16 protein-coding genes are annotated in these 18,719 nt (G+C 42.5%); 8 read left to right on the top strand and 8 right to left on the bottom strand.

Features of this window, described 5'->3' with window-relative positions:
* Window positions 1–285 precede the first annotated feature (285 nt).
* The 3 genes from BMW53_RS18645 to BMW53_RS18635 are packed head-to-tail and all read left to right on the top strand — an operon-like array spanning window position 286 to window position 3,303.
* On the top strand, window positions 286–1,434 hold the full coding sequence (locus BMW53_RS18645; protein WP_038558387.1) for a TlpA disulfide reductase family protein: 1,149 nt from the start codon (window positions 286–288) through the stop codon (window positions 1,432–1,434).
* Between the two features lie 15 nt (window positions 1,435–1,449).
* On the top strand, window positions 1,450–2,211 hold the full coding sequence (locus tag BMW53_RS18640) for a UDP-2,3-diacylglucosamine diphosphatase (protein WP_038558389.1): 762 nt from the start codon (window positions 1,450–1,452) through the stop codon (window positions 2,209–2,211).
* Between the two features lie 9 nt (window positions 2,212–2,220).
* Entirely contained in the window at window positions 2,221–3,303 is a 1,083-nt protein-coding gene (locus BMW53_RS18635) for a 3-oxoacyl-ACP synthase III family protein (protein ID WP_038558391.1), read from the top strand.
* 65 nt (window positions 3,304–3,368) lie between these two features.
* On the opposite strand, the gene BMW53_RS18630 is transcribed toward BMW53_RS18635, so the two are convergent.
* A complete protein-coding gene (locus BMW53_RS18630; protein ID WP_306453022.1) occupies window positions 3,369–4,088 on the bottom strand; it encodes a uracil-DNA glycosylase in 720 nt (239 codons plus the stop codon).
* Between the two features lie 70 nt (window positions 4,089–4,158).
* On the opposite strand from BMW53_RS18630, the gene BMW53_RS18625 reads away from it, so the two are divergent.
* Window positions 4,159–5,508, top strand: a complete 1,350-nt coding sequence (locus BMW53_RS18625; protein WP_038558395.1) for a DNA recombination protein RmuC — start codon at window positions 4,159–4,161, stop codon at window positions 5,506–5,508.
* Between the two features lie 182 nt (window positions 5,509–5,690).
* Here BMW53_RS18625 and BMW53_RS18620 read toward each other — a convergent pair whose 3' ends face one another.
* Entirely contained in the window at window positions 5,691–7,034 is a 1,344-nt protein-coding gene (locus BMW53_RS18620; protein ID WP_038558397.1) for a dihydroorotase, read from the bottom strand.
* Window positions 7,035–7,229: 195 nt separating this feature from the next.
* Window positions 7,230–7,964 (bottom strand): polyprenol monophosphomannose synthase, encoded by a 735-nt coding sequence (locus BMW53_RS18615; protein ID WP_038558399.1) that lies wholly within the window; start codon window positions 7,962–7,964, stop codon window positions 7,230–7,232.
* A gap of 366 nt (window positions 7,965–8,330) precedes the next feature.
* Between BMW53_RS18615 and BMW53_RS18610 the strand changes: the two genes are divergently transcribed.
* Entirely contained in the window at window positions 8,331–8,798 is a 468-nt protein-coding gene (locus BMW53_RS18610; RefSeq protein WP_038558401.1) for a GNAT family N-acetyltransferase, read from the top strand.
* Window positions 8,799–9,417: 619 nt separating this feature from the next.
* Here BMW53_RS18610 and BMW53_RS18605 read toward each other — a convergent pair.
* From BMW53_RS18605 to BMW53_RS18590, 4 genes are read right to left on the bottom strand one after another with little or no spacing between them, the layout of a single operon-like run.
* Window positions 9,418–10,806: an efflux transporter outer membrane subunit gene (locus tag BMW53_RS18605; RefSeq protein WP_038558403.1), complete on the bottom strand. Its 1,389-nt coding sequence runs from the start codon at window positions 10,804–10,806 to the stop codon at window positions 9,418–9,420.
* A 20-nt stretch (window positions 10,807–10,826) separates the two neighbouring features.
* The gene (locus tag BMW53_RS18600) at window positions 10,827–13,979 is read right to left on the bottom strand and encodes an efflux RND transporter permease subunit (RefSeq protein WP_038558405.1); all 3,153 of its coding nucleotides are present in this window, start codon (window positions 13,977–13,979) and stop codon (window positions 10,827–10,829) included.
* A gap of 20 nt (window positions 13,980–13,999) precedes the next feature.
* Window positions 14,000–15,175 (bottom strand): efflux RND transporter periplasmic adaptor subunit, encoded by a 1,176-nt coding sequence (locus BMW53_RS18595; RefSeq protein ID WP_168136409.1) that lies wholly within the window; start codon window positions 15,173–15,175, stop codon window positions 14,000–14,002.
* Window positions 15,176–15,212: 37 nt separating this feature from the next.
* On the bottom strand, window positions 15,213–15,662 hold the full coding sequence (locus BMW53_RS18590) for a MarR family winged helix-turn-helix transcriptional regulator (protein WP_038558406.1): 450 nt from the start codon (window positions 15,660–15,662) through the stop codon (window positions 15,213–15,215).
* Window positions 15,663–16,001: 339 nt separating this feature from the next.
* On the opposite strand from BMW53_RS18590, the gene modA reads away from it, so the two are divergent.
* The 3 genes from modA to modC are packed head-to-tail and all read left to right on the top strand — an operon-like array spanning window position 16,002 to window position 18,542.
* Complete coding sequence (gene modA / locus BMW53_RS18585; protein WP_074781111.1) at window positions 16,002–16,769, top strand: molybdate ABC transporter substrate-binding protein; 768 nt, start codon at window positions 16,002–16,004, stop codon at window positions 16,767–16,769.
* 1 nt (window position 16,770) lies between these two features.
* Window positions 16,771–17,463, top strand: coding sequence for a molybdate ABC transporter permease subunit (gene modB, locus BMW53_RS18580; RefSeq protein ID WP_217643000.1), 693 nt, complete (start codon window positions 16,771–16,773; stop codon window positions 17,461–17,463).
* Window positions 17,460–18,542 (top strand): molybdenum ABC transporter ATP-binding protein, encoded by a 1,083-nt coding sequence (modC, locus tag BMW53_RS18575; RefSeq protein WP_051567822.1) that lies wholly within the window; start codon window positions 17,460–17,462, stop codon window positions 18,540–18,542. Before modB ends, modC begins: the two co-directional genes overlap by 4 nt.
* Here modC and BMW53_RS21170 read toward each other — a convergent pair.
* On the bottom strand, window positions 18,536–18,719 hold a 184-nt coding region (locus tag BMW53_RS21170), incomplete at its 5' end, for a hypothetical protein (protein ID WP_217642998.1). The two genes, modC and BMW53_RS21170, sit on opposite strands and share 7 nt — an antisense overlap.

The raw sequence follows: 18,719 nt of genomic DNA, 5'->3' as shown, positions 1-18,719 counted from the left end.
CGCCGAATCGGAGTAAAATTATAGACCGCAGAATGTTTTTTTAACGATTATGCAAGAAATTCTATAAAACCGCCTGGAGGTAAAAAATTTTGTAATTGCCTTTATATCGCATTGAAACGATAAAAATTGTTATTTTCTTTGATTGCTATTTTCGATGAAAGCAAAATTGTTAATTTTACGGCCTTTATACAATACGGGCATCGTTGGTATATTACTTAAGTTTAAAACCAATTAGTCCGTTTAAAATACCTTTTAGTAGAGGTTAATTAATCAGATTTAAAAAACATGACGTACAGAGTTTTATTTGTTTTAGTAGCTGTCCTGCTTGTGCTGGGAGGGTGTAAGAAAGACAAGGAGTTTACAATCCGTGGTAAAATTACGCACGCCGAAGACCAAACAATTGTTCTGGAAGAATTGCACACTTCTTCGCTAAAAAAGATCACAGAAACAAAAATCAATAAAAAAGGTGAGTTCGAGATTTCGGCAATGACCGGCATTCCAACATTTTACCTTCTGAAACTTAACGATCAGAGTTTTATCACGCTGCTGGTTGACTCGGCAGAAACCGTTACTGTTGAAGCCGATGCTGCTAATTTCGATCGAGAGTATAATGTTGAAGGTTCGCCGGGTTCGGCCCATGTGAAATTATTGGATTCGAAATTAAAAGAAACCCGGCATAAACTGGATTCTATCCGATCGTTGGATAATTTGTACAAAGGAAATCCGGAGTACGATAGTGTACGACCTCGCTGGGCTGAAGAATACGATAATATTGTGAAGGAACAAATAGAGTTCTCTACTCAATTCGTACGGGATAATCCTTTTTCAATGGCAAGTGTTTTAGCCTTGTATCAAAAATTGGATAACAATTTTATTGTGCGCGATTTGCAGGTAATGAAAACGGCTGCTTCGGCCTTAAATTCGATCTACCCAAAATCGGAACAAGTACAGGCACTATATAACAATGCACTACAGATTGTTCGCGATAAACAGTCGGCCGATATGAAAAAATTTATTCAGGAACAAGGCGAAAACAGTCCTGAAATTACTTTGCCCGCTCCTGATGGAACCGAAGTAGCGCTGTCGTCGTTACGCGGAAAAGTTGTTTTGGTGCAGTTTTGGGCAGCCGTTGATCGTGCTTCCCGAATTCAAAACCCGGTGTTGGTTGAAGCTTACAATAAATACAAACGCAAAGGTTTCGAAATTTACCAGGTAAGTGTAGATGTTAACCGTGCCGAGTGGGTGGATGCCATCGACAAGGACAAACTGCGCTGGATTAATGTTGGCGACATGGAAGGAAGTAAACTGGCGGCGGCTGTTTACAATATTCAAAGTGTTCCGTTTAACTACTTGTTAAACGAAGAAGGCGAAATTGTGGCCAAAAATCTTAGAGGACCGGCTTTGGATAAAGCGCTGGCTCAACTTCTTGACTAGTATAAAAACGGTAATTTGGCACAAAAACGGAAAATATATTTCATTTCCGATGTACATCTTGGTGCACCGGCATTGAATAACAACCGGGAGCGTGAGTTATTATTCGCGTCGTGGCTCGACGATATTAGTGATGATGTTGAAGAGTTGTATCTGATGGGCGATATTTTCGATTTCTGGTACGAATACAAAAAGGTTGTTCCCCGCGGTTTTACACGTATTCTGGGCCGGCTTGCCGATCTTACCGACAAAGGAATTCCGGTGCATTTTTTTACCGGAAACCACGATATGTGGGTGTGCGATTACCTGGCCGAAGAAACAGGAATTAAAGTTCATCACGATTATATCATACGCGAAATACACGGAAAACGATTTTTTCTGGCACATGGCGATGGTCTCGATGCTTCGGATAAAGGCTACATTTTTCTGAAAAAGATCTTCACCAATAACACCCTGCGGTGGTTTTTTTCGAGGTTGCACCCTAATTTTGCATTCAATATTGCACATAAGTGGTCTGCATCCAGTAGGTTATCAAATGCGGATTATGACGATGATTTTATGGCAAATAGGGATGGAATGTATAAATTTGCCGCGGATTTTTTAGCAACAAATCCAATTGATTATTTTATAATGGGCCATCGACATCAGTTGGTGAATGAAAAGATGAATGAAAAAACCCGATTTGTGCTGCTTGGCGATTGGATAAAATCATTCTCGTATGGTGTTTTTGATGGTGAAAAATTTGAATTAAAGACATATAAAGACAGAGTGAAAGCTTAATAAAGGATTATGGCAAAGCAAACTTATACAAGAATTATTGGTACCGGAAGCGCGCTTCCAACTCAAATAATCAAGAATACACACTTTTTGAATAATGAGTTTTATACTCCTTCGAAGAAAAAGATTGAGGATAAAAGTAATGAGGAGATTATTCAGAAGTTAAAAGAGATTACCAATATTGAAGAACGCCGCTACATGGAAAGCAATTTGGTAACATCGGATATTGCAGCATCGGCAATTGCAGATGCCTGTAAAACGGCCGAAGTTTCGATGGAGAGCCTCGATTTTATTATTGTATGCCATAATTTTGGCGATATCCCGGATGGTAGTTTCAGAACCGATGCGCTGCCAAGTTTAGCCAACAAGGTTAAAATGAAGCTGAAGATTAAAAATCCGGCTTGTTTTTGCCACGATGTTATATCGGGCTGCCCGGGATGGACACAAGGAATGATAACCGCCAACGCCTACATTAAAAGTGGCATGGCAAAACGCGGTGTTGTTGTTGGAGCCGATGCGCTATCGCGTATTTCCGATCCGCACGATCGCGATTCAATGATTTATGCCGATGGTGCAGGAGCAACTGTTGTTGAAGCCGTTGAAAGCGAAGAGCCTGTTGGAATCCTGTCTCACTCAAGCCGTTCAGATTCGGTTAAATATGCCAATCTGCTGATTTTCGGAGAATCAAGCAATCCGGATTATGAAGGCGATGAGTTGTTTATTAAAATGGATGGCCGTAAGTTGTACGTTTATGCCATTACAACAGTGCCGGGAGTTGTAAAAGACAGCATCGAAAAAGCAGGTCTGGATTTGTCCGACATAAAAAAGATATTTATTCATCAGGCCAACGAAAAAATGGATGAGGCCATTCTTGCCGGTGTATTAAAGTTGTACGGCCAGAAAGAAGTGCCCGAAGGAATTATGCCAATGAGTATTAATAAGTTGGGGAACTCGTCAACGGCAACCGTACCAACATTGGTTGATTTGGTAGCCAAAGGAAAAATGGAAGGCCATGAAGTGAATGAAGGCGACTACACCATTTTCTGCTCGGTGGGTGCCGGAATGAACATCAATTCCATTGTTTATAAGTGGTAAGGATTTGCGGTTTTTAAGCAGAATAAAAGGCTCCGATCACTCGAAGGGATCGGAGCCTTTGGTTTTTACCACTTTATCGGTTCCAGTCCTTTTGAAACCAGAAATTCGTTGGTGCGGCTAAAATGTTTGTTGCCAAAAAATCCGCGGCTTGCCGAAAGCGGCGAAGGATGCACCGATGTTAACACAAAATGTTTCTCCTGGTCGATAAATTTACTTTTGCTAATGGCATAGTTTCCCCATAGCAGGAAAACCACATTTTCTTTCTCTGCACTTATTTTTTTAATTACGGCATCGGTAAATTGCTCCCAACCTTTTTTCTGGTGCGAAGCTGCCTGATGCGCACGAACCGTTAAAGTGGCATTTATTAATAAAATGCCCTGCCTTGCCCAATCCGTTAAATCGCCACTCTCCGGAATGGGTTTACCCACATCGCTGTTCAGCTCTTTAAAAATATTACGCAAACTTGGAGGAAATTTTATGCCCTCGTTCACCGAAAAGCAAAGTCCGTGTGCCTGCCCCGGTCCGTGATACGGATCCTGACCGATGATTACTACCTTTAGTTTTTCAAAGGGGCACTTATCGAACGCGTTAAAAATCAACTTACCGGGAGGATAAATCCGCTGTGTTTTATATTCGTTACGAACAAACGCGCTTAACTCCGAAAAATAATCCTTTTCAAACTCTTCTTTTAACTGTTTTCTCCAGCCTTCTTCAATTTTAACCTCCATAAAATGCGTGTAATTTTCTCCTAAAAATAGAAAAATTAACTGCCCTGAAAATTCCATAAACCATTTTTATCGTCAGCCCTTGGGCTTCTTTGCATTTTTGTATTTTTAAGACTCAAATAAAATCAAAATGGAAATTATTTATCTGGTTGCAGGAGTGGTTGTTGGCGGAATTGTGGCATTTATGTTTCTGAAATTGCAAGCGCAAAGTGGGCAGGCCGATGCCGGCAAATTGCTTTTTGAAAAGGAAAGTGAGTTTTTGGCACAAAAAGCTGAAATTGAAAAACAGGGGCTGGTTTGGCAGGAGCGTTACAATGCGCTGAAAACCGAAGCCGATGAGTGGAAAAGCGAGTTGCATGATTACCGCGAAGAAAACATGGTGTTGAATGTGCGTCTCGAGAATGCCAGAGTGCAGTTTGAAAATCAGGAGCAAAAATTAAACGAGCAGAAAGAGGAACTGGAAAAAATTCAGAAGAAACTAACAGTGGAGTTTGAAAATGTAGCCAATAAAATTCTGGAGAAAAACAGCGAGAAATTTACCGCCGCCAACCAGAAAAATATCAGCGAGGTATTAAACCCCTTGAAAGAAAAGATTCAGCTGTTTGAGAAAAAAGTTGACGATACCTACAAACAAGGTTTAAAAGACCAGACTGACCTGAAAGCTGAGCTAAAAAAACTTTACGACCTGAACAACAAAATTAGCGAAGAGGCCAACAACCTGACCAAAGCGCTGAAAGGTGATGTGAAAAAACAAGGAAACTGGGGCGAAGTGGTTTTGGAACGTATCCTTGAGCGATCAGGGTTGAACGAAGGAGAACAGGGCTACCAAAAACAATTCAGCGATACTACTGAGGACGGCAAACGAATTCAGCCCGATATTGTAATCAACCTGCCGGATAACAAACATATTATTGTTGATTCGAAAGTTTCGATGATCGCTTACGAACGCGCCGTTAATGCCGAAAGCGATGAGGAACGGGTGAAGTTTGTAAAAGAACATCTTTTGAGTTTAAGAACTCATATTAAAGGCTTGAGCGAAAAACATTATCAAACGGGCAGCATGTTAAATTCGCCCGATTTTGTGTTGCTGTTTATTCCAATCGAAGCGTCGTTTGGTGTGGCAATTCAGGAAGACCAGGAGTTGTTTACTTATGCCTGGGATCAGAAAGTGGTAATCGTAAGTCCATCAACTTTGCTGGCAACGCTGCGCACCATCTCCTCCATCTGGCAGCAGGAAAACCAAACCCGTAACGCCATTGAAATTGCCAAACAGGGTGGGGCGCTTTACGATAAATTTGTGGGCTTTATTACCGATATGGAAACCATAGGAAAAAACCTGTCAACCACTCAGAAAACCTACGATTTGGCTGTTAATAAACTACACACTGGCGCGGGCAACCTGGTGCGTCGTGCCGAGAATATTAAAAAGCTGGGTGCCAAAGCCACCAAAGAATTACCGCTGAAAATGCTGGAAGAGTAGCGTTTTTAAGCAGGTTATACTGAATTAGGCAGAAAAGAAAATTCGTAAACGGAATAAGGTGATTCCAATGAAGAAACCACCTTATGAATGTGTGACCTATTTAACGAATAAGTCGTACAGCCATAAACGTATAATTTCGAAATAGGTTTATGTGGTGGAATATTTTAGAACGATTCTACGGACTATAGATTAAACGTAACTGCCTGCCCGTAATTTGGGTGAATAATCCGGTTATTGTGGTAAACCTTCAGTCCGTTTACAAAAGTGCTTACTACCTGGTTCGAAAACTCGGTTCGCTCGAACGGCGCCCAGCCACATTTGTACAAAATATTCTCGGGAGCCACAATCCAGCTTTTGTTCGGATCAACCAAAACAAGGTCGGCAAAATACCCTTCGCGAATGTATCCCCGCTTGTTTACCCGGAAGAGATCGGCCGGAGTATGGCACATTTTTTCAATCACTTTTTCTATGGTAATAAATCCTTTTTTGCTCAGTTCGAGCATGGCAACCAGCGAATGCTGAACCAGTGGCCCGCCCGATGGCGCTTTAAAATACGAGTTATTTTTTTCCTCCAGGGTATGTGGCGCATGGTCGGTGGCAATCACGTCAATTTTATCGGCCAGCAGGGCTTCCCAAAGTGCTACTTTGTCTTTTTCGCATTTTACTGCCGGATTCCATTTTATGCGGGTGCCGTAATCGATGTAGTCGCGCTCGTCGAACCACAGGTGATGCACACAAACTTCGGCGGTAATTTTTTTATCGCTAACTTTTCCAGGCGAAAAAAGGCTCATCTCTTTTGCCGACGAAAGATGGAGAATATGCAAGCGTGTATCGAATTTCGAGGCCAGTTCAACCGCTTTCGACGACGATTTATAACAGGCCTCGTCGCTGCGTATGTGGCAGTGGCGCGAAATAGGAACGTTTTCGCCATATCGATGGCGGGCAATTTCGGTATTGGCTTTTATTGTTGCTTCGTCTTCGCAATGGGTAGCAACCAGTGTTGGGGCATTTTTAAAAATTTCAGACAGCGTTTTATCATCGTCAACCAACATATTTCCGGTTGAAGAGCCCATAAAAACTTTAATCCCACACACTTTTGTAGGGTCGGTTCTCAGCACTTCGGGCAAATTATCGTTGGTGGCACCCATGTAAAACGAATAATTAACTGCCGAAACTTCAGCAGCCCGGTCGAATTTTTTCTGCAATTCTTCCTGCGTAACGGCTTGCGGATTGGTGTTGGGCATTTCCATGTAAGTGGTAACTCCACCGGCTGCCGCAGCTTTGCTTTCGGTGGCAATTTCGCCTTTGTGGGTTAATCCTGGCTCACGAAAATGTACCTGGTCGTCAATTACTCCGGGAATCAGCAAAAGCCCTGTAGCATCAATAACTTCGGTGTGGCTGGTATCAAAATCGGCGGGAACCGTGTGAGGAAAGACTTTTTCTATTTTTTCACCATCAATTAAAACACTTCCTTTAAATTTTAATCCTTCGTTTACTATCGTTGCGTCTTTAATCAGTGTTCTCATTTCCCCTCGGTTTTTGATTTATAACAAAGTTACTAAAATACGCCGAAACCCTTCTTGTCTGTACGCCACGAAATTTCGGTAACCCTTTGTCAAACGTTGTTTGTTGCTCATTGTTCACATTGGGGGAGAATTGTACGCACAAAAAAGACTGCACGTGGCAGCCTTGAATTATCCTTAAGCCTTCATCATTAATCCTTAATTTTTCCTTTCGTATTTTCGAACAAAGCTGATTAACTTCATTTTTAAAACGCCCCAAAGTGCTTCGTTAAAAATACCACCGCTCATTTTCGATGTTCCTTCCTGGCGATCGGTAAACACAATGGAAACTTCCTTGATGTTAAATCCAAATTTGTGGGCTGTAAATTTCATTTCAATCTGAAATCCGTAGCCAATCAGTTTTATTTTGTCGAGGTCGATGGTTTCCAGTACTTCCCGTTTCCAGCAAACAAAACCAGCGGTAGTGTCGCGCACATTCATGCCGGTAACAATACGCACATACATCGATGCAAAATACGACATCAGTACACGGCCAAGCGGCCAGTTTACCACATTTATTCCGGTAATATAGCGCGAACCAACAGCCACATCGGCACCATGTCCAATGGCATCAAAAAGCCTTAGCAAATCATCGGGATTGTGCGAAAAGTCGCAGTCCATTTCGCAAATCGCTTGGTAATCTCTTTCCAGCGCCCACTTAAAGCCTGAAATGTAGGCTGTGCCCAAACCCAGTTTCCCTTTTCTTTCCAAAATATGGAGTTTGTCGGGAAACTCTTTCATCAGGCCTTTTACAATTTCGGCAGTTCCATCAGGCGAATTATCTTCTACAATCAGCAAATGAAAAGGCATTTCCAAAGAGAAGACCTTGCGGATCATCTTTTCAACATTCTCCTTTTCATTGTATGTTGGAATGATTACTAAATTCTTTGACACTTTATTGAATTATTAGAATAAAAAACGAAAATACAGTTTTTGAATGAATTCTAAATTCAATCCCAATCAATTATTCGAATAACGATGAAGAGTGTTTTCGATAAATTATATAATTGAATGGTTTTCAGGATAAGGAATAAATGCGATTGGGGGTGTTAAAAAGACTAAGGCTTACGCTTGTTTGTTTTGTTTGGCAAATGTGTGGCATGCTCCCGATAAGAATGAAACTGATGTAAAGCAGTACAAGGCTTGATGCAATATTTGAATATCGGAGGATTAGAATGTTGAATACAAAATGACTAATTTTAACCATTAAACCATTAACGCATTGAACCATTAACGCATTGAAGCATTAACGCATTGAAAATGGAAAAAAAACTCATTCAAGTTGATTTGCAAAATCCCGTTCATTGCAAGCAAGTGCTTCATCTTTTAAATGATTACATGGAAGATGAAATGGGAATTCGCGAACCGATGCCCGAAGGACTTGGCCCAAAAATTATTGAAGGCCTGAAACGACATGTGGCGTACATGGGCTTTTTTGTTTGTATTGGCGACAATTTTGCAGGGCTTGCCAATTGTAACCTCAATTTTTCTACCTGGAAAGCGAGTCCACTAATCAATATTCACGATTTAATTGTATCTCCCGGTTTCCGCCAACAGGGAGTTGGCCTGTTTCTGTTAAAAGGCATTGAGAAATTTGCCGAAGAAAATGGCTACTGCCGGATAAACCTGGAGGTGCGACATGATAATATTAAAGCCCAAAACCTTTACCGCAAAGCCGGATTTAAAGAATGCGAACCCAATAATTTCTTTTGGGAAAACCGGCTTTAGGAGTGTTAGAATGTTTGAGTATTGGAATATTAGAATGTTGGAATGGGGTGATTCGGGATACTTGATTCCGTTTACTTAACAAAGTGCTCCCCTTTAACTGCAAGAATATACATTTCTTTTCACATAATTTTATGGAAATTGCCGTTAAATTTCGTCCGGAAGAACCAATTAACTTCGATCATTTATTCTTCGCTGGACGATTTAAATCAAATTATCTTGCCCTGGGCTGTAATAAATCGCACTTTCAGCGCTCTTCTTAGGCTACAATCCAACAAATATAATATAGGGCTGAAAGTCCGCAGTAATTTAGCCCCGGGCAAACGAACCGCCGGATGGCGGAAAGTGTCGCCCGGGGTTAATGTTAAGTATTAGAAAAGGCGCAAATGCAAAAGTACATTGAAAATGAAACGTGTCATGCGCCTCATATACAAGCCTTTTGTCGAAGATAAGGCGTAAAATATTTGTGTATAGAGGGTAACTACAATAGCGAGGCACAATGAGGGTGAGTCAATAAATGTTGAACCAGATTTAACAATGATTTGCAATAGACTAACAGAAAAAGGGCCATCCGTTTCCGGACGACCCCCTTCAGGTTATGAATCTACTTGTTTTACAAATTTTATTGCCAACCACCGCCTAATGCGCGATACAGCGAAACCACCGCATTCAGTTGCTGAACCTGGTCGTTAACATCGCTCAATTGTGCATTCAGCAAACTTTGCTGTGCATTCAAAACTTCGGTGTAAGTTGCCGAACCGTAAATCAGCAACTCTTTGGTGTAATCAACCGATTTTTCCAGGGCATCCAATTGTTTGTTGCGCAGCTCTATCTTTTGCATCGATGCATCGTACATGCTAAGGGCATCGTTCACTTCGGCACCTGCATTCAATAATGTACTTTTGAAATTTAACAAAGCTTCTTCCTGTTGTGCTTTGGCAACTTCTAAACGTGTTTTGTTGGCCCGCTTGTTAAAAATTGGTTGAACTAAACCTCCCACAATATTGGCGGCAAACGATGCCGGATCAAACAAATCTTCAAACTCCAGCGATTCCAAACCTGCACTTGCGGTAAGTGTTACCGACGGGTAAAAGTAAGCTTTCGCGCTGTTGGTTATGTGGTAAGCACTTATAACGTTGTACTCGGCTTGCATTACATCGGGGCGCTTATCTAACAATTCGGCCGGAACACCAACTTCCAACAGTTCGTGCGCCTGCTGCTCTTGCAGTTTGCCGCGTTTTACTTTTCCCGGAGTTCGGCCCAACAGAATACAAAGTGTATTTTCGTTTTCACGTATTTGCTGTTCGATGTCGGGAATGGTAACTTCTGCTGCGTAACGTGCAGCTTCACTTTGTACTACTGCCGCTCCGGTAACGCTGCCACTTTCTTTTAATGCTTTTATGGTTTCAACCAGTTCGGCACTGTTTTTAACCGTGGCCTTTGTAATTTCAAGGTTCGCGTCGAGTGCCAGTAAGCGGTAATACACCGAAGCAATATTGGCAATCAGTCGTGTTTGCACTGCTTTTTTTGCTGCATCGGTAGCCAGGTAATTGGCGTAGGCCGATTTTTTGGCGTTGCTCAGTTTTCCCCAGAAGTCGATTTCCCAGCTACTTTGCAACGCTATTTGCGATGCGTTGTAATGGTCCGGTCCATTAGGAGTGGTTGATTCTGAGTTTTTAACGTAAGTATGTCCGGCTTGCCCCGTTAGCGAGGGGGCCAGTGCTGCTTTGCTTTGTAAGAAATTCGACTCGGCAGCAACAACGCGCTGAACCGCAGCCTGCAAATCAAAGTTGTTTCTCAATCCTTCGGCGATTAAACTGTCCAAAATCGGGTCGTTAAACAGGTTTTGCCAGCTTTCGTTTGCCAGGTTGCTTTCGGCCGTTTTTGCTGCTCCGTATAATCCGTCGGTTGAATCCTGGCTGCGCTGGTATTGATTGGTTGTACTACACGAAACAATCAATACCGAAACAAGGGCAATAAGTAGTATGTTTTTTATTGAATTTGTCTTCATATCTAATCTTTTCTAGCGGATTAATCCAAACTGTTCATTTCTGAAATTTCTTGTTGCTCCTTCGGTTTTGTTACTTTTTCTTCCAAAATCTGGAAAACCACGAACATGGCCGGAATAACCAAAATTCCAATCAGCGTACCAATCAGCATACCACCCACAGCGCCGGTCCCGATGGAGCGGTTACCGTTGGCACCAACTCCTGTTCCGATAACCAGCGGAATTAATCCTACAATAAATGCGAAGGATGTCATCAAAATCGGGCGAAGTCGGGCAGTGGCACCTTCAACGGCAGCCTCAATAATCGACATGCCCGATTCCCGTCGTTGCCGGGCAAACTCCACAATCAGAATGGCATTTTTGGCCAGAAGCCCGATAAGCATTACCAGCGAAATTTGCAGGTAAATGTTGTTTTCAACGCCCAAAATGCGGGCGAAAATAAACGAGCCGGCAATACCAATGGGTAACGACACAATAATCGATAGCGGCATAATGTAACTCTCGTACTGTGCTGCCAGCAAGAAGTACACAAAAATCAAACTTAAAATAAAGATGATGATGGTTTGGTTACCTGCACTAACTTCTTCGCGGGTAAGCCCCGAGAATTCGTAAGCATAGCCGGTTGGTAACATTTCGGCAGCTACTTCGCGTACGGCATCAATGGCGTCTCCGGAGCTATAACCGGGATTTGGGCTGCCGTTTACCGAAATTGCGGTGTACATATTAAAACGGTTAATTGTTTCGGGGCCATACACTCTTGTAAGTGTAATGAATTCCGAAATAGGAGCCATTTCGCCGGTTGCAGTGCGTACTTTAATCGTGTTTAAATCTTCAGGGTTTCCGCGGTATTTGGCTTCTGATTGTACCATAACCCGGTATTGTTTACCAAAGCGGTTAAAATCGGATGCATAATAGCCACCAATGTAGCCTTGCATAGCCGAAAGCACTGAGCTTACCTGTAACCCGGAGCGCATACAGCGGGCCGCATCAACATCAATACGGTATTGCGGGAAGTTGGTATTAAAAGCAGTACGTGCATATTGAATTTCGGGACGTTGATTTAATGCGCCTAGGAAATTATTGGCCACTTTTTCAAAGTCGTGAATATCGCCACCGGTTTTATCTTCCAGTTGTAATTCGAAACCGCCGGTAACACTAAATCCTGGAACCATTGGTGGTGAGAAGATAATAATACGGGCACCTTTGATTTGCGAAGTAAGCATGTACAATTTCTGCACAACACTGTTCAAATCCTGTCCTTCGCCTTTTCGTTCGTTAAAAGGTTTTAGTCCTGCAATTACCATCGCATACGGACTTCCTTGTCCGCCCATAAATGAAAATCCTGTTACAACTGTCCGTCCGTTAATTTCCGGTATTGTTTCTAAAAGGGCATCAACTTGTTTTGCAACTTCTGCTGTTCTTTCTGATGAAGAAGCCGGAGGCATGGCGATATCAACAAACATCCGCCCTGTGTCTTCGGACGGAACAAAGCCTGTTGAGGTTGTTTTCATAAGGTAACCAAGAAGAGCAACAAAAATTATAATCAAGGTTCCGGCCACTAATTTTTTGTTGATAAAGAAGTGAGTTACCTTTTTGTATTTTCCGGTCATGCTTTCAAATGCGGTGTTAAATGCAATATAAAAGCGTTTCATTACCCCCTTCTTTTCTTTTTCTTCTTCGCTGTGTGGTTTTAGGAACAGCGCACACAACGCCGGGCTGAGTGTAAGCGCATTAACAGCTGAAAGTATAATGGCTACCGTAAGTGTTATTCCAAATTGCTTGTAAAACACTCCGGTGGTTCCGGTTATAAATGTTACCGGAATAAACACCGCCGCCATTACCAGTGTAATCGAAATAATGGCTGTAGAAATTTCGTTCATCGCCGAAATAGCAGCGTTTTTAGCACTTCGTGCCCCCGAGTCGAGTTTGGCGTGAACCGCTTCCACCACCACAATGGCATCGTCGACCACAATACCAATGGCGAGCACCAGCGCAAACAGGGTAAGTAAGTTTATGGTAAAGCCAAATAAATTCAGGAAGAAGAAAGTACCAATAATGGATACAGGAACGGCGATTGCCGGAATAAGTGTTGCCCTGAAATTTTGCAGGAACACAAAAACAACGATAAATACCAGCACAAAAGCCTCGAGTAAGGTGTGCAGTACTTTTTCGATCGAGGCATCGAGGAATTCGTTGGTATTCATGAGCTCCATATAATCAACTCCCGGAGGAAATGACTTGGACGCTTCTTCCAGTGTACGTTCGATTTCCAGAATTACTTCGCGGGCGTTCGATCCGGCCGATTGAAAAATCGCCATACTAATACCCGGTTGTCCCTGGGTTTGTGTCATTGCAGTGTAATCCAGCGAGCCAAATTCAACGCGGGCTACATCTCCAAGCCGTAAAATATTCCCGTCTTCATCCGATTTTATTACAATGTTTTCGAACTCTTCGGGTTGTGTAAGTTTTCCACGATAGCGAATAACATACTCGAAACTCTGACCATTTTCGCTACCAAAACGTCCGGGAGCTGCCTCCAGGTTTTGTGCATTTAGTGCAGCAACCACATCGGCAGGTATTAAGTTATAGTTCGACATGATATCCGGTTTTAACCAAATACGCATCGAGTAATCTTTGCGGCCGAATACCATGGCTTCGCCTACACCGTTAATACGTTGTACTTGTGGCAGCAGGTTAATTTTCGAATAGTTCTGAAGGAAAGTTTCGTCGTATCTTCCATCTTTACTGTAAAGCGAAAATACCATTAACATGTTGTTCTGGCGCTTGGCAGTAAGCACTCCGGCACGCGTAACTTCAGCCGGCAGCAGTGCATTGGCACGTGCCACACGGTTTTGAACGTTAACGGATGCCATATCCGGATCGGTTCCTTGTTTAAAGTACACCTGAATTGTACCCGATCCGTTGTTGCTCGCTGTTGAGCTCATGTAAATCATGTCTTCAACACCGTTAATCTGTTCTTCGAGCGGAATAACCACACTGTTCAGAACGGTTTGCGCATCGGCACCGGTGTAGTTGGCCGATACCCGAATGGTTGGCGGAGCAATATCGGGATACTGCTCGATGGGTAAAGTAGTAATTCCCAGCACTCCGAGAATAACCAGTATGATTGAAATAACCGTTGAAAGTACCGGCCTTTCTATAAATTTTCTAAACATAACTGTTGTCTTCTATATGATTAATTGTTTGAAGGTTCATTGCTTTTGGCTACTGCTTGTCCGGCTAATTTGGGTTTAATTTGCATGCCATCTCGAAGGGTTGTAATTCCTTCAACTACAATTTTATCTCCGGCCTTAAGTCCTGAGGTAACCACAAAAACATCTTTCAAATCGCCGGCAATTACCTGAATTTCGGTATTTACAATTTTATTCTCGCTGTTGGTAACGTAAACAAAATGTTTTCCCTGAATTTCGTAACTGGCCGGTTGCGGCACAAGCAAAACATCATTCAGGTAATTGGGCAAACGTATATTTCCGCTTCCTCCCGAGCGAAGGTTTCCTTCGGCATTGGGGAATGAAGCACGCATATTAATGGCACCGGTTTGCGGATCAACAATTCCGCTGGCAATTTCAATTTTACCTTTTTGCGGATAAACCGATTGATCGGGCAAAATCAGGTCAACTTCCGGCAGGTTGGCCAGCTTTTCGCCGGTAGTAGCACCTTCCAGATTTTTAGTAAGTTGCAAAAATGCTTTCTCGTTAACGGAGAAATAGGCGCGCATGCTCGATGTATTCGAAACAGTGGTAAGTGGCTGTGCAACAGAGCTGCTTACCAAACTTCCAACGCGGTACGGGAAAGTTCCGATAAAGCCGTTTGTTGGGCTGCTTATCATGGTATATTCAAGGTTGGCTTTGGCATTGGCGAAATTAGCCTGTGCCTGCGCCAACTGTGCCTGCGCCGATTGTAAATGGGCTTTTACCGACTCGAGCTGAAACGCACTGACAATGTTTTTCTCCACCAGCGGCTCGGTTTTCTCCAATTCAATTTTTGCGGTGGCTACCTGCGATTCGGCAACTTTTATCTGCGCTTCGGCCGATCGAACCTGAGCACGAATATCGTTGGCATTTAACTGAAAAAGAACTTGTCCTTTTTGTACGTAGTCGCCTTCGTCAACAAAAATTTTCTCAATGTAACCTGCAACTCTGGGACGGATCTCAACGGTTTGTTCGCCTTCGAGTGTGGCCGGAAAAGCCTGATAAAGCGTAATGTTTTGCGGTGTAACCTCTTGTACAAGGTACTCAGCAACCTGTCCGCCCATCATGGGGTTACTTCCCTGTTGTTTGTTCGAACAGGAAGAAAAAAGTAAAAGAATGGCAACTGTGGCCACGCTTGTAAATTGTGCAATTGTTTTCATGTTTTCGTATCTATAATTTTTAATTTTCAATATCATGTTAGCAACCCGACAGGCAATCTTTAAAACCGGTATTCTGCTGAATTTTAAAAAGAACATTTTCGAAATTGGCCAGTTCCTTTGCCGAAACATCTTTTAATAATTCTTCCGAAATCTCAGCCGACAGTTCTCTGGTGAGTTCCAAAAACTCTTTACCTTTTGCTGTTAAATGCAGGTTTTTTTTGCGCTTATCGTTTTCGTCCTGCGTACGTTCTACGTAGTCAAGATCGATCAATGTATTCATCTGGCGAAGAATAATGGACTTGTCGCGCATAAAATGATTGGCCAAATCTTGTTGCGTTGGTGAATTGTTTTCGTTGATATAGTGCAGAACGATATATTGTTCCGCATTCAATTCGATTTTTTTCTCTTTAAATTTTTCACCCAACCTAAACTTTACCAATTTCATGGTTTGTCCAAGAAGGTATGTTAATGTCTTTTGCGAATTCATCAATAAGTCTTGTTTTCGTGTCGCAAAACTATAATTAATTAGTTGCAGAAGTCAACTAAATTTCGAGAAACAACATTAAAAAAACACAAAATGGTATTAAATGTCTGATTGATAGTTGGATAATGAAAATTGTAATGTTAAGTAAACCTGAAACGGATGGCTGTTTTTGCGAAATGCAAGAGATAGTTCTCAGGGGCCATTGAGATACTGGTGGTTTTAACGAACGAAAACCAGGTTAACCTTTTAGCATGAATAGGAGGAGTTGTGGGAATGGAGCCGAAGTGAAAAGAAATATTTTGTCGTTGATTCTGCAAAATGAATAACTTTAGCAGTCGAAAAATGATAAGAAAATATACCATATATATAGTACTGCTTTTTCTTCTGGTTGGATGTGCCCAAAAAGCACAGAAAAAGCAGTTGAATGAGCTGTTGGTTTTTAGCGGGGCCGGTTTAACAAACGTGGTTGCCGAGCTGGCTGAAATATACGAAGCTGAAAATAATATAGATATTAAGTTGAATTTTGCCTCGTCGGGAACGCTTGCCCGACAAATTGAACAGGGAGCACAACCGGCAGTTTTTATTTCAGCCAACGAAAAGTGGGTGGATTACCTGATTCATCTGGATCTGGTTGTTCCTGAATCAAAAGAGAACGTTGTTGGCACGTCGATGGCGGTGATTGTTCCTTCCGATAGTGAAACGGACACCATTACATTTTTGGATCATTTCCCGGAGCAGTTTAACGGACGCTTGTCGATAGGCGACCCAAAACATGTGCCGGCCGGCGACTATGCCTGGAAAGCGATCGAGGGCGGTGGTTATGCCGATGCTTTATCCGACCGGATGCTTCCTGCAAAAGATGTGCGCTCGGCATTAATGGTGGTAGAATTGGGCGAAGTGGAAATGGGTATTGTATATAAAACGGATGCCCTGAAATCGAAAAAAGTAAAGATCGTTTCCGTAGTTCCCGATGAGCTGCATCCACCAATTGGATTCTATGCCTCCATTTTAAAGAACAAAAACAACGAACAAACCAGGCTTTTTTATAATTTTCTGACCTCGAAAGAAGCAACAGACATTTGGATAAAACACGGATTTAAGATTGAGTGAATTGTTTAAATATACAGCCAGTGAATGGTCGGCAATACAATTATCGTTATATGTAGCGCTAATTTGTGCTGTTATAACCTTGCCGTTGGCCATAGCCGTGGGCTGGTTTCTGGCACGAAAAAGGTTTTTTGGAAAATCGGTAGTTGAGGGAATCCTGCATTTACCGCTGGTTTTACCGCCTATTACCACCGGTTATTTGTTATTGCTGGTTTTCGGAAACCGCGGAGTGATTGGTAAATTCTTTTACGAAACATTCGGCATTCAAATCGCTTTTTCGTTTTACGCCGCTGTAATTGCAGCCATTTTTGTGTCGTTTCCTTTGGTTACTCGCTCTATTCGTTTATCCATTGAATTGGTCGATCAGAAACTGGAAGAAGCTGCCCGTACTTTGGGGGCTTCCAATCTCCGGGTATTTTTCACTATTACACTTCCGCTGGCATTGCCCGGAGTGATCAGCGGATTCATTCTTTCGTTTGCAAGAAGCCTGGGCGAATTTGGAGCAACCATTTCCTTCGCCGGAAACATCGAAGGAAAAACACAAACACTTCCATTAGCCATTTTTTCAGAGATGCAGGTTCCGGGACAAGAAGCTTCAACCATGCGTTTGGTTGTAGTGTCTGTTATATTATCATTGTTGGCAATGATTGCTGCCGAATTCTTAAACCGACGTGTAATTAAAAGTAAAACGGCATGAACGCGGCATTGAGTTTCCATATAAAACTACAGCGAAAAGATTTTGCACTCGATGTAAAAGCTGATATCCCAAACGGGATTACCGGTATTTTTGGCCCATCGGGCCATGGGAAAACAAGTTTGCTGAATTCCATTGCCGGAATTGTTACCCCCGATTCAGGTTATATTCGTTTGAATGGCGACACACTTCTCGATTCGAATAAAAAGGTAAATGTTAAGATCAGGCAGCGAAGGGTAGGTTACGTTTTTCAGGACGAGCGACTTTTTCCGCACTATACTATAAGGAAGAACCTGTTGTACGGAGAAAAGAATCCCGATCCGGAGCTTTTCGATGAGGTGATCGATACCTTGCAGATCGCACATTTATTAAATAAGAAACCCGAACAATGCTCCGGAGGGGAAAAACAACGTGCGGCAATTGGCCGTGCCATTATAAGTGGTTCGAAAATATTGTTGATGGACGAACCGTTTTCGGCATTGGATGTAAACCTGCGCCGCGAAATAATTCCGTATTTAAACAGGGTGCATCAGAAATTCTCGCTACCTATATTAATAGTAAGCCACGATCTTCCCGATCTCTTAAGTCTTACCGATAATTTGTTACTACTGAAAAACGGGCAGTTGCAGGGGCACGGAAAGTTCACCGATTTGTTGGATCAACCCGAGAATCTGGAGTTGATGCACCAGTCGGGCTGGTATAATGTATTGCACCTATCGGTATTAGAGTACCTTGAATCGAAGAATATGGTTTTGCTGAAAAGCCATAAAAGCAACCTGCAGATACAAGCGCTCACGCAAACAATAGGAAAAGATGTGGAGGTAAACCAGGAACTAAAAGTGCTGATCAAGCCGGAAAGCATCGCCTTATCGAAAGAGCCTGTACAAAATATCTCGCTGCGCAACCAGGTAGCAGGCACCATGAAAGAGGTATTTTTAAAAGACGGCCTGGCATTTTGCGTAGTCGATGTAGGCGAAAACATCATCGTAGAGGTGACGGAAGCATCACAAAAAAGCCTGTGTTTGGAGAAAGGGCAGCGGGTGTACTGTCTGTTTAAATCGGCAGCGCTAAAAATTTATTGAAACTCTCCGTTCACATTACCAGTCACTTGCGATTTACACCCCAAAATAGTTGTAGTTATTTTTACCAAAGTGCTTGCATTATTAAAAACCTTGCTTACTTTTGCAGCCGCTTTGAGAGAAGCGATGTTCATAGAAAGAATGGGATTAGGAACGGCAGAGGATGAGCCGGGAGTCGGG

Origin of the sequence: Draconibacterium orientale, from assembly GCF_900111425.1 — a bacterium.
GTDB lineage: Bacteria > Bacteroidota > Bacteroidia > Bacteroidales > Prolixibacteraceae > Draconibacterium > Draconibacterium orientale.
Note: the sequence above shows the minus strand (reverse complement) of the source record. Positions and strands in the feature narration are given on the sequence as shown.

Excerpts from the sequence above, each read along its gene's own strand:
- BMW53_RS18645 (WP_038558387.1), top strand. The coding sequence starts at position 286 with ATGACGTACAGAGTTTTATTTGTTTTAGTAGCTGTCCTGCTTGTGCTG.
- BMW53_RS18635 (WP_038558391.1), top strand. The coding sequence starts at position 2,221 with ATGGCAAAGCAAACTTATACAAGAATTATTGGTACCGGAAGCGCGCTT.
- BMW53_RS18630 (WP_306453022.1), bottom strand. The coding sequence starts at position 4,088 with ATGGAATTTTCAGGGCAGTTAATTTTTCTATTTTTAGGAGAAAATTAC.
- BMW53_RS18625 (WP_038558395.1), top strand. The coding sequence starts at position 4,159 with ATGGAAATTATTTATCTGGTTGCAGGAGTGGTTGTTGGCGGAATTGTG.
- BMW53_RS18620 (WP_038558397.1), bottom strand. The coding sequence starts at position 7,034 with ATGAGAACACTGATTAAAGACGCAACGATAGTAAACGAAGGATTAAAA.
- BMW53_RS18610 (WP_038558401.1), top strand. The coding sequence starts at position 8,331 with ATGGAAAAAAAACTCATTCAAGTTGATTTGCAAAATCCCGTTCATTGC.
- BMW53_RS18605 (WP_038558403.1), bottom strand. The coding sequence starts at position 10,806 with ATGAAGACAAATTCAATAAAAAACATACTACTTATTGCCCTTGTTTCG.
- BMW53_RS18600 (WP_038558405.1), bottom strand. The coding sequence starts at position 13,979 with ATGTTTAGAAAATTTATAGAAAGGCCGGTACTTTCAACGGTTATTTCA.
- BMW53_RS18595 (WP_168136409.1), bottom strand. The coding sequence starts at position 15,175 with ATGAAAACAATTGCACAATTTACAAGCGTGGCCACAGTTGCCATTCTT.
- BMW53_RS18590 (WP_038558406.1), bottom strand. The coding sequence starts at position 15,662 with ATGAATTCGCAAAAGACATTAACATACCTTCTTGGACAAACCATGAAA.
- modA (WP_074781111.1), top strand. The coding sequence starts at position 16,002 with ATGATAAGAAAATATACCATATATATAGTACTGCTTTTTCTTCTGGTT.
- modC (WP_051567822.1), top strand. The coding sequence starts at position 17,460 with ATGAACGCGGCATTGAGTTTCCATATAAAACTACAGCGAAAAGATTTT.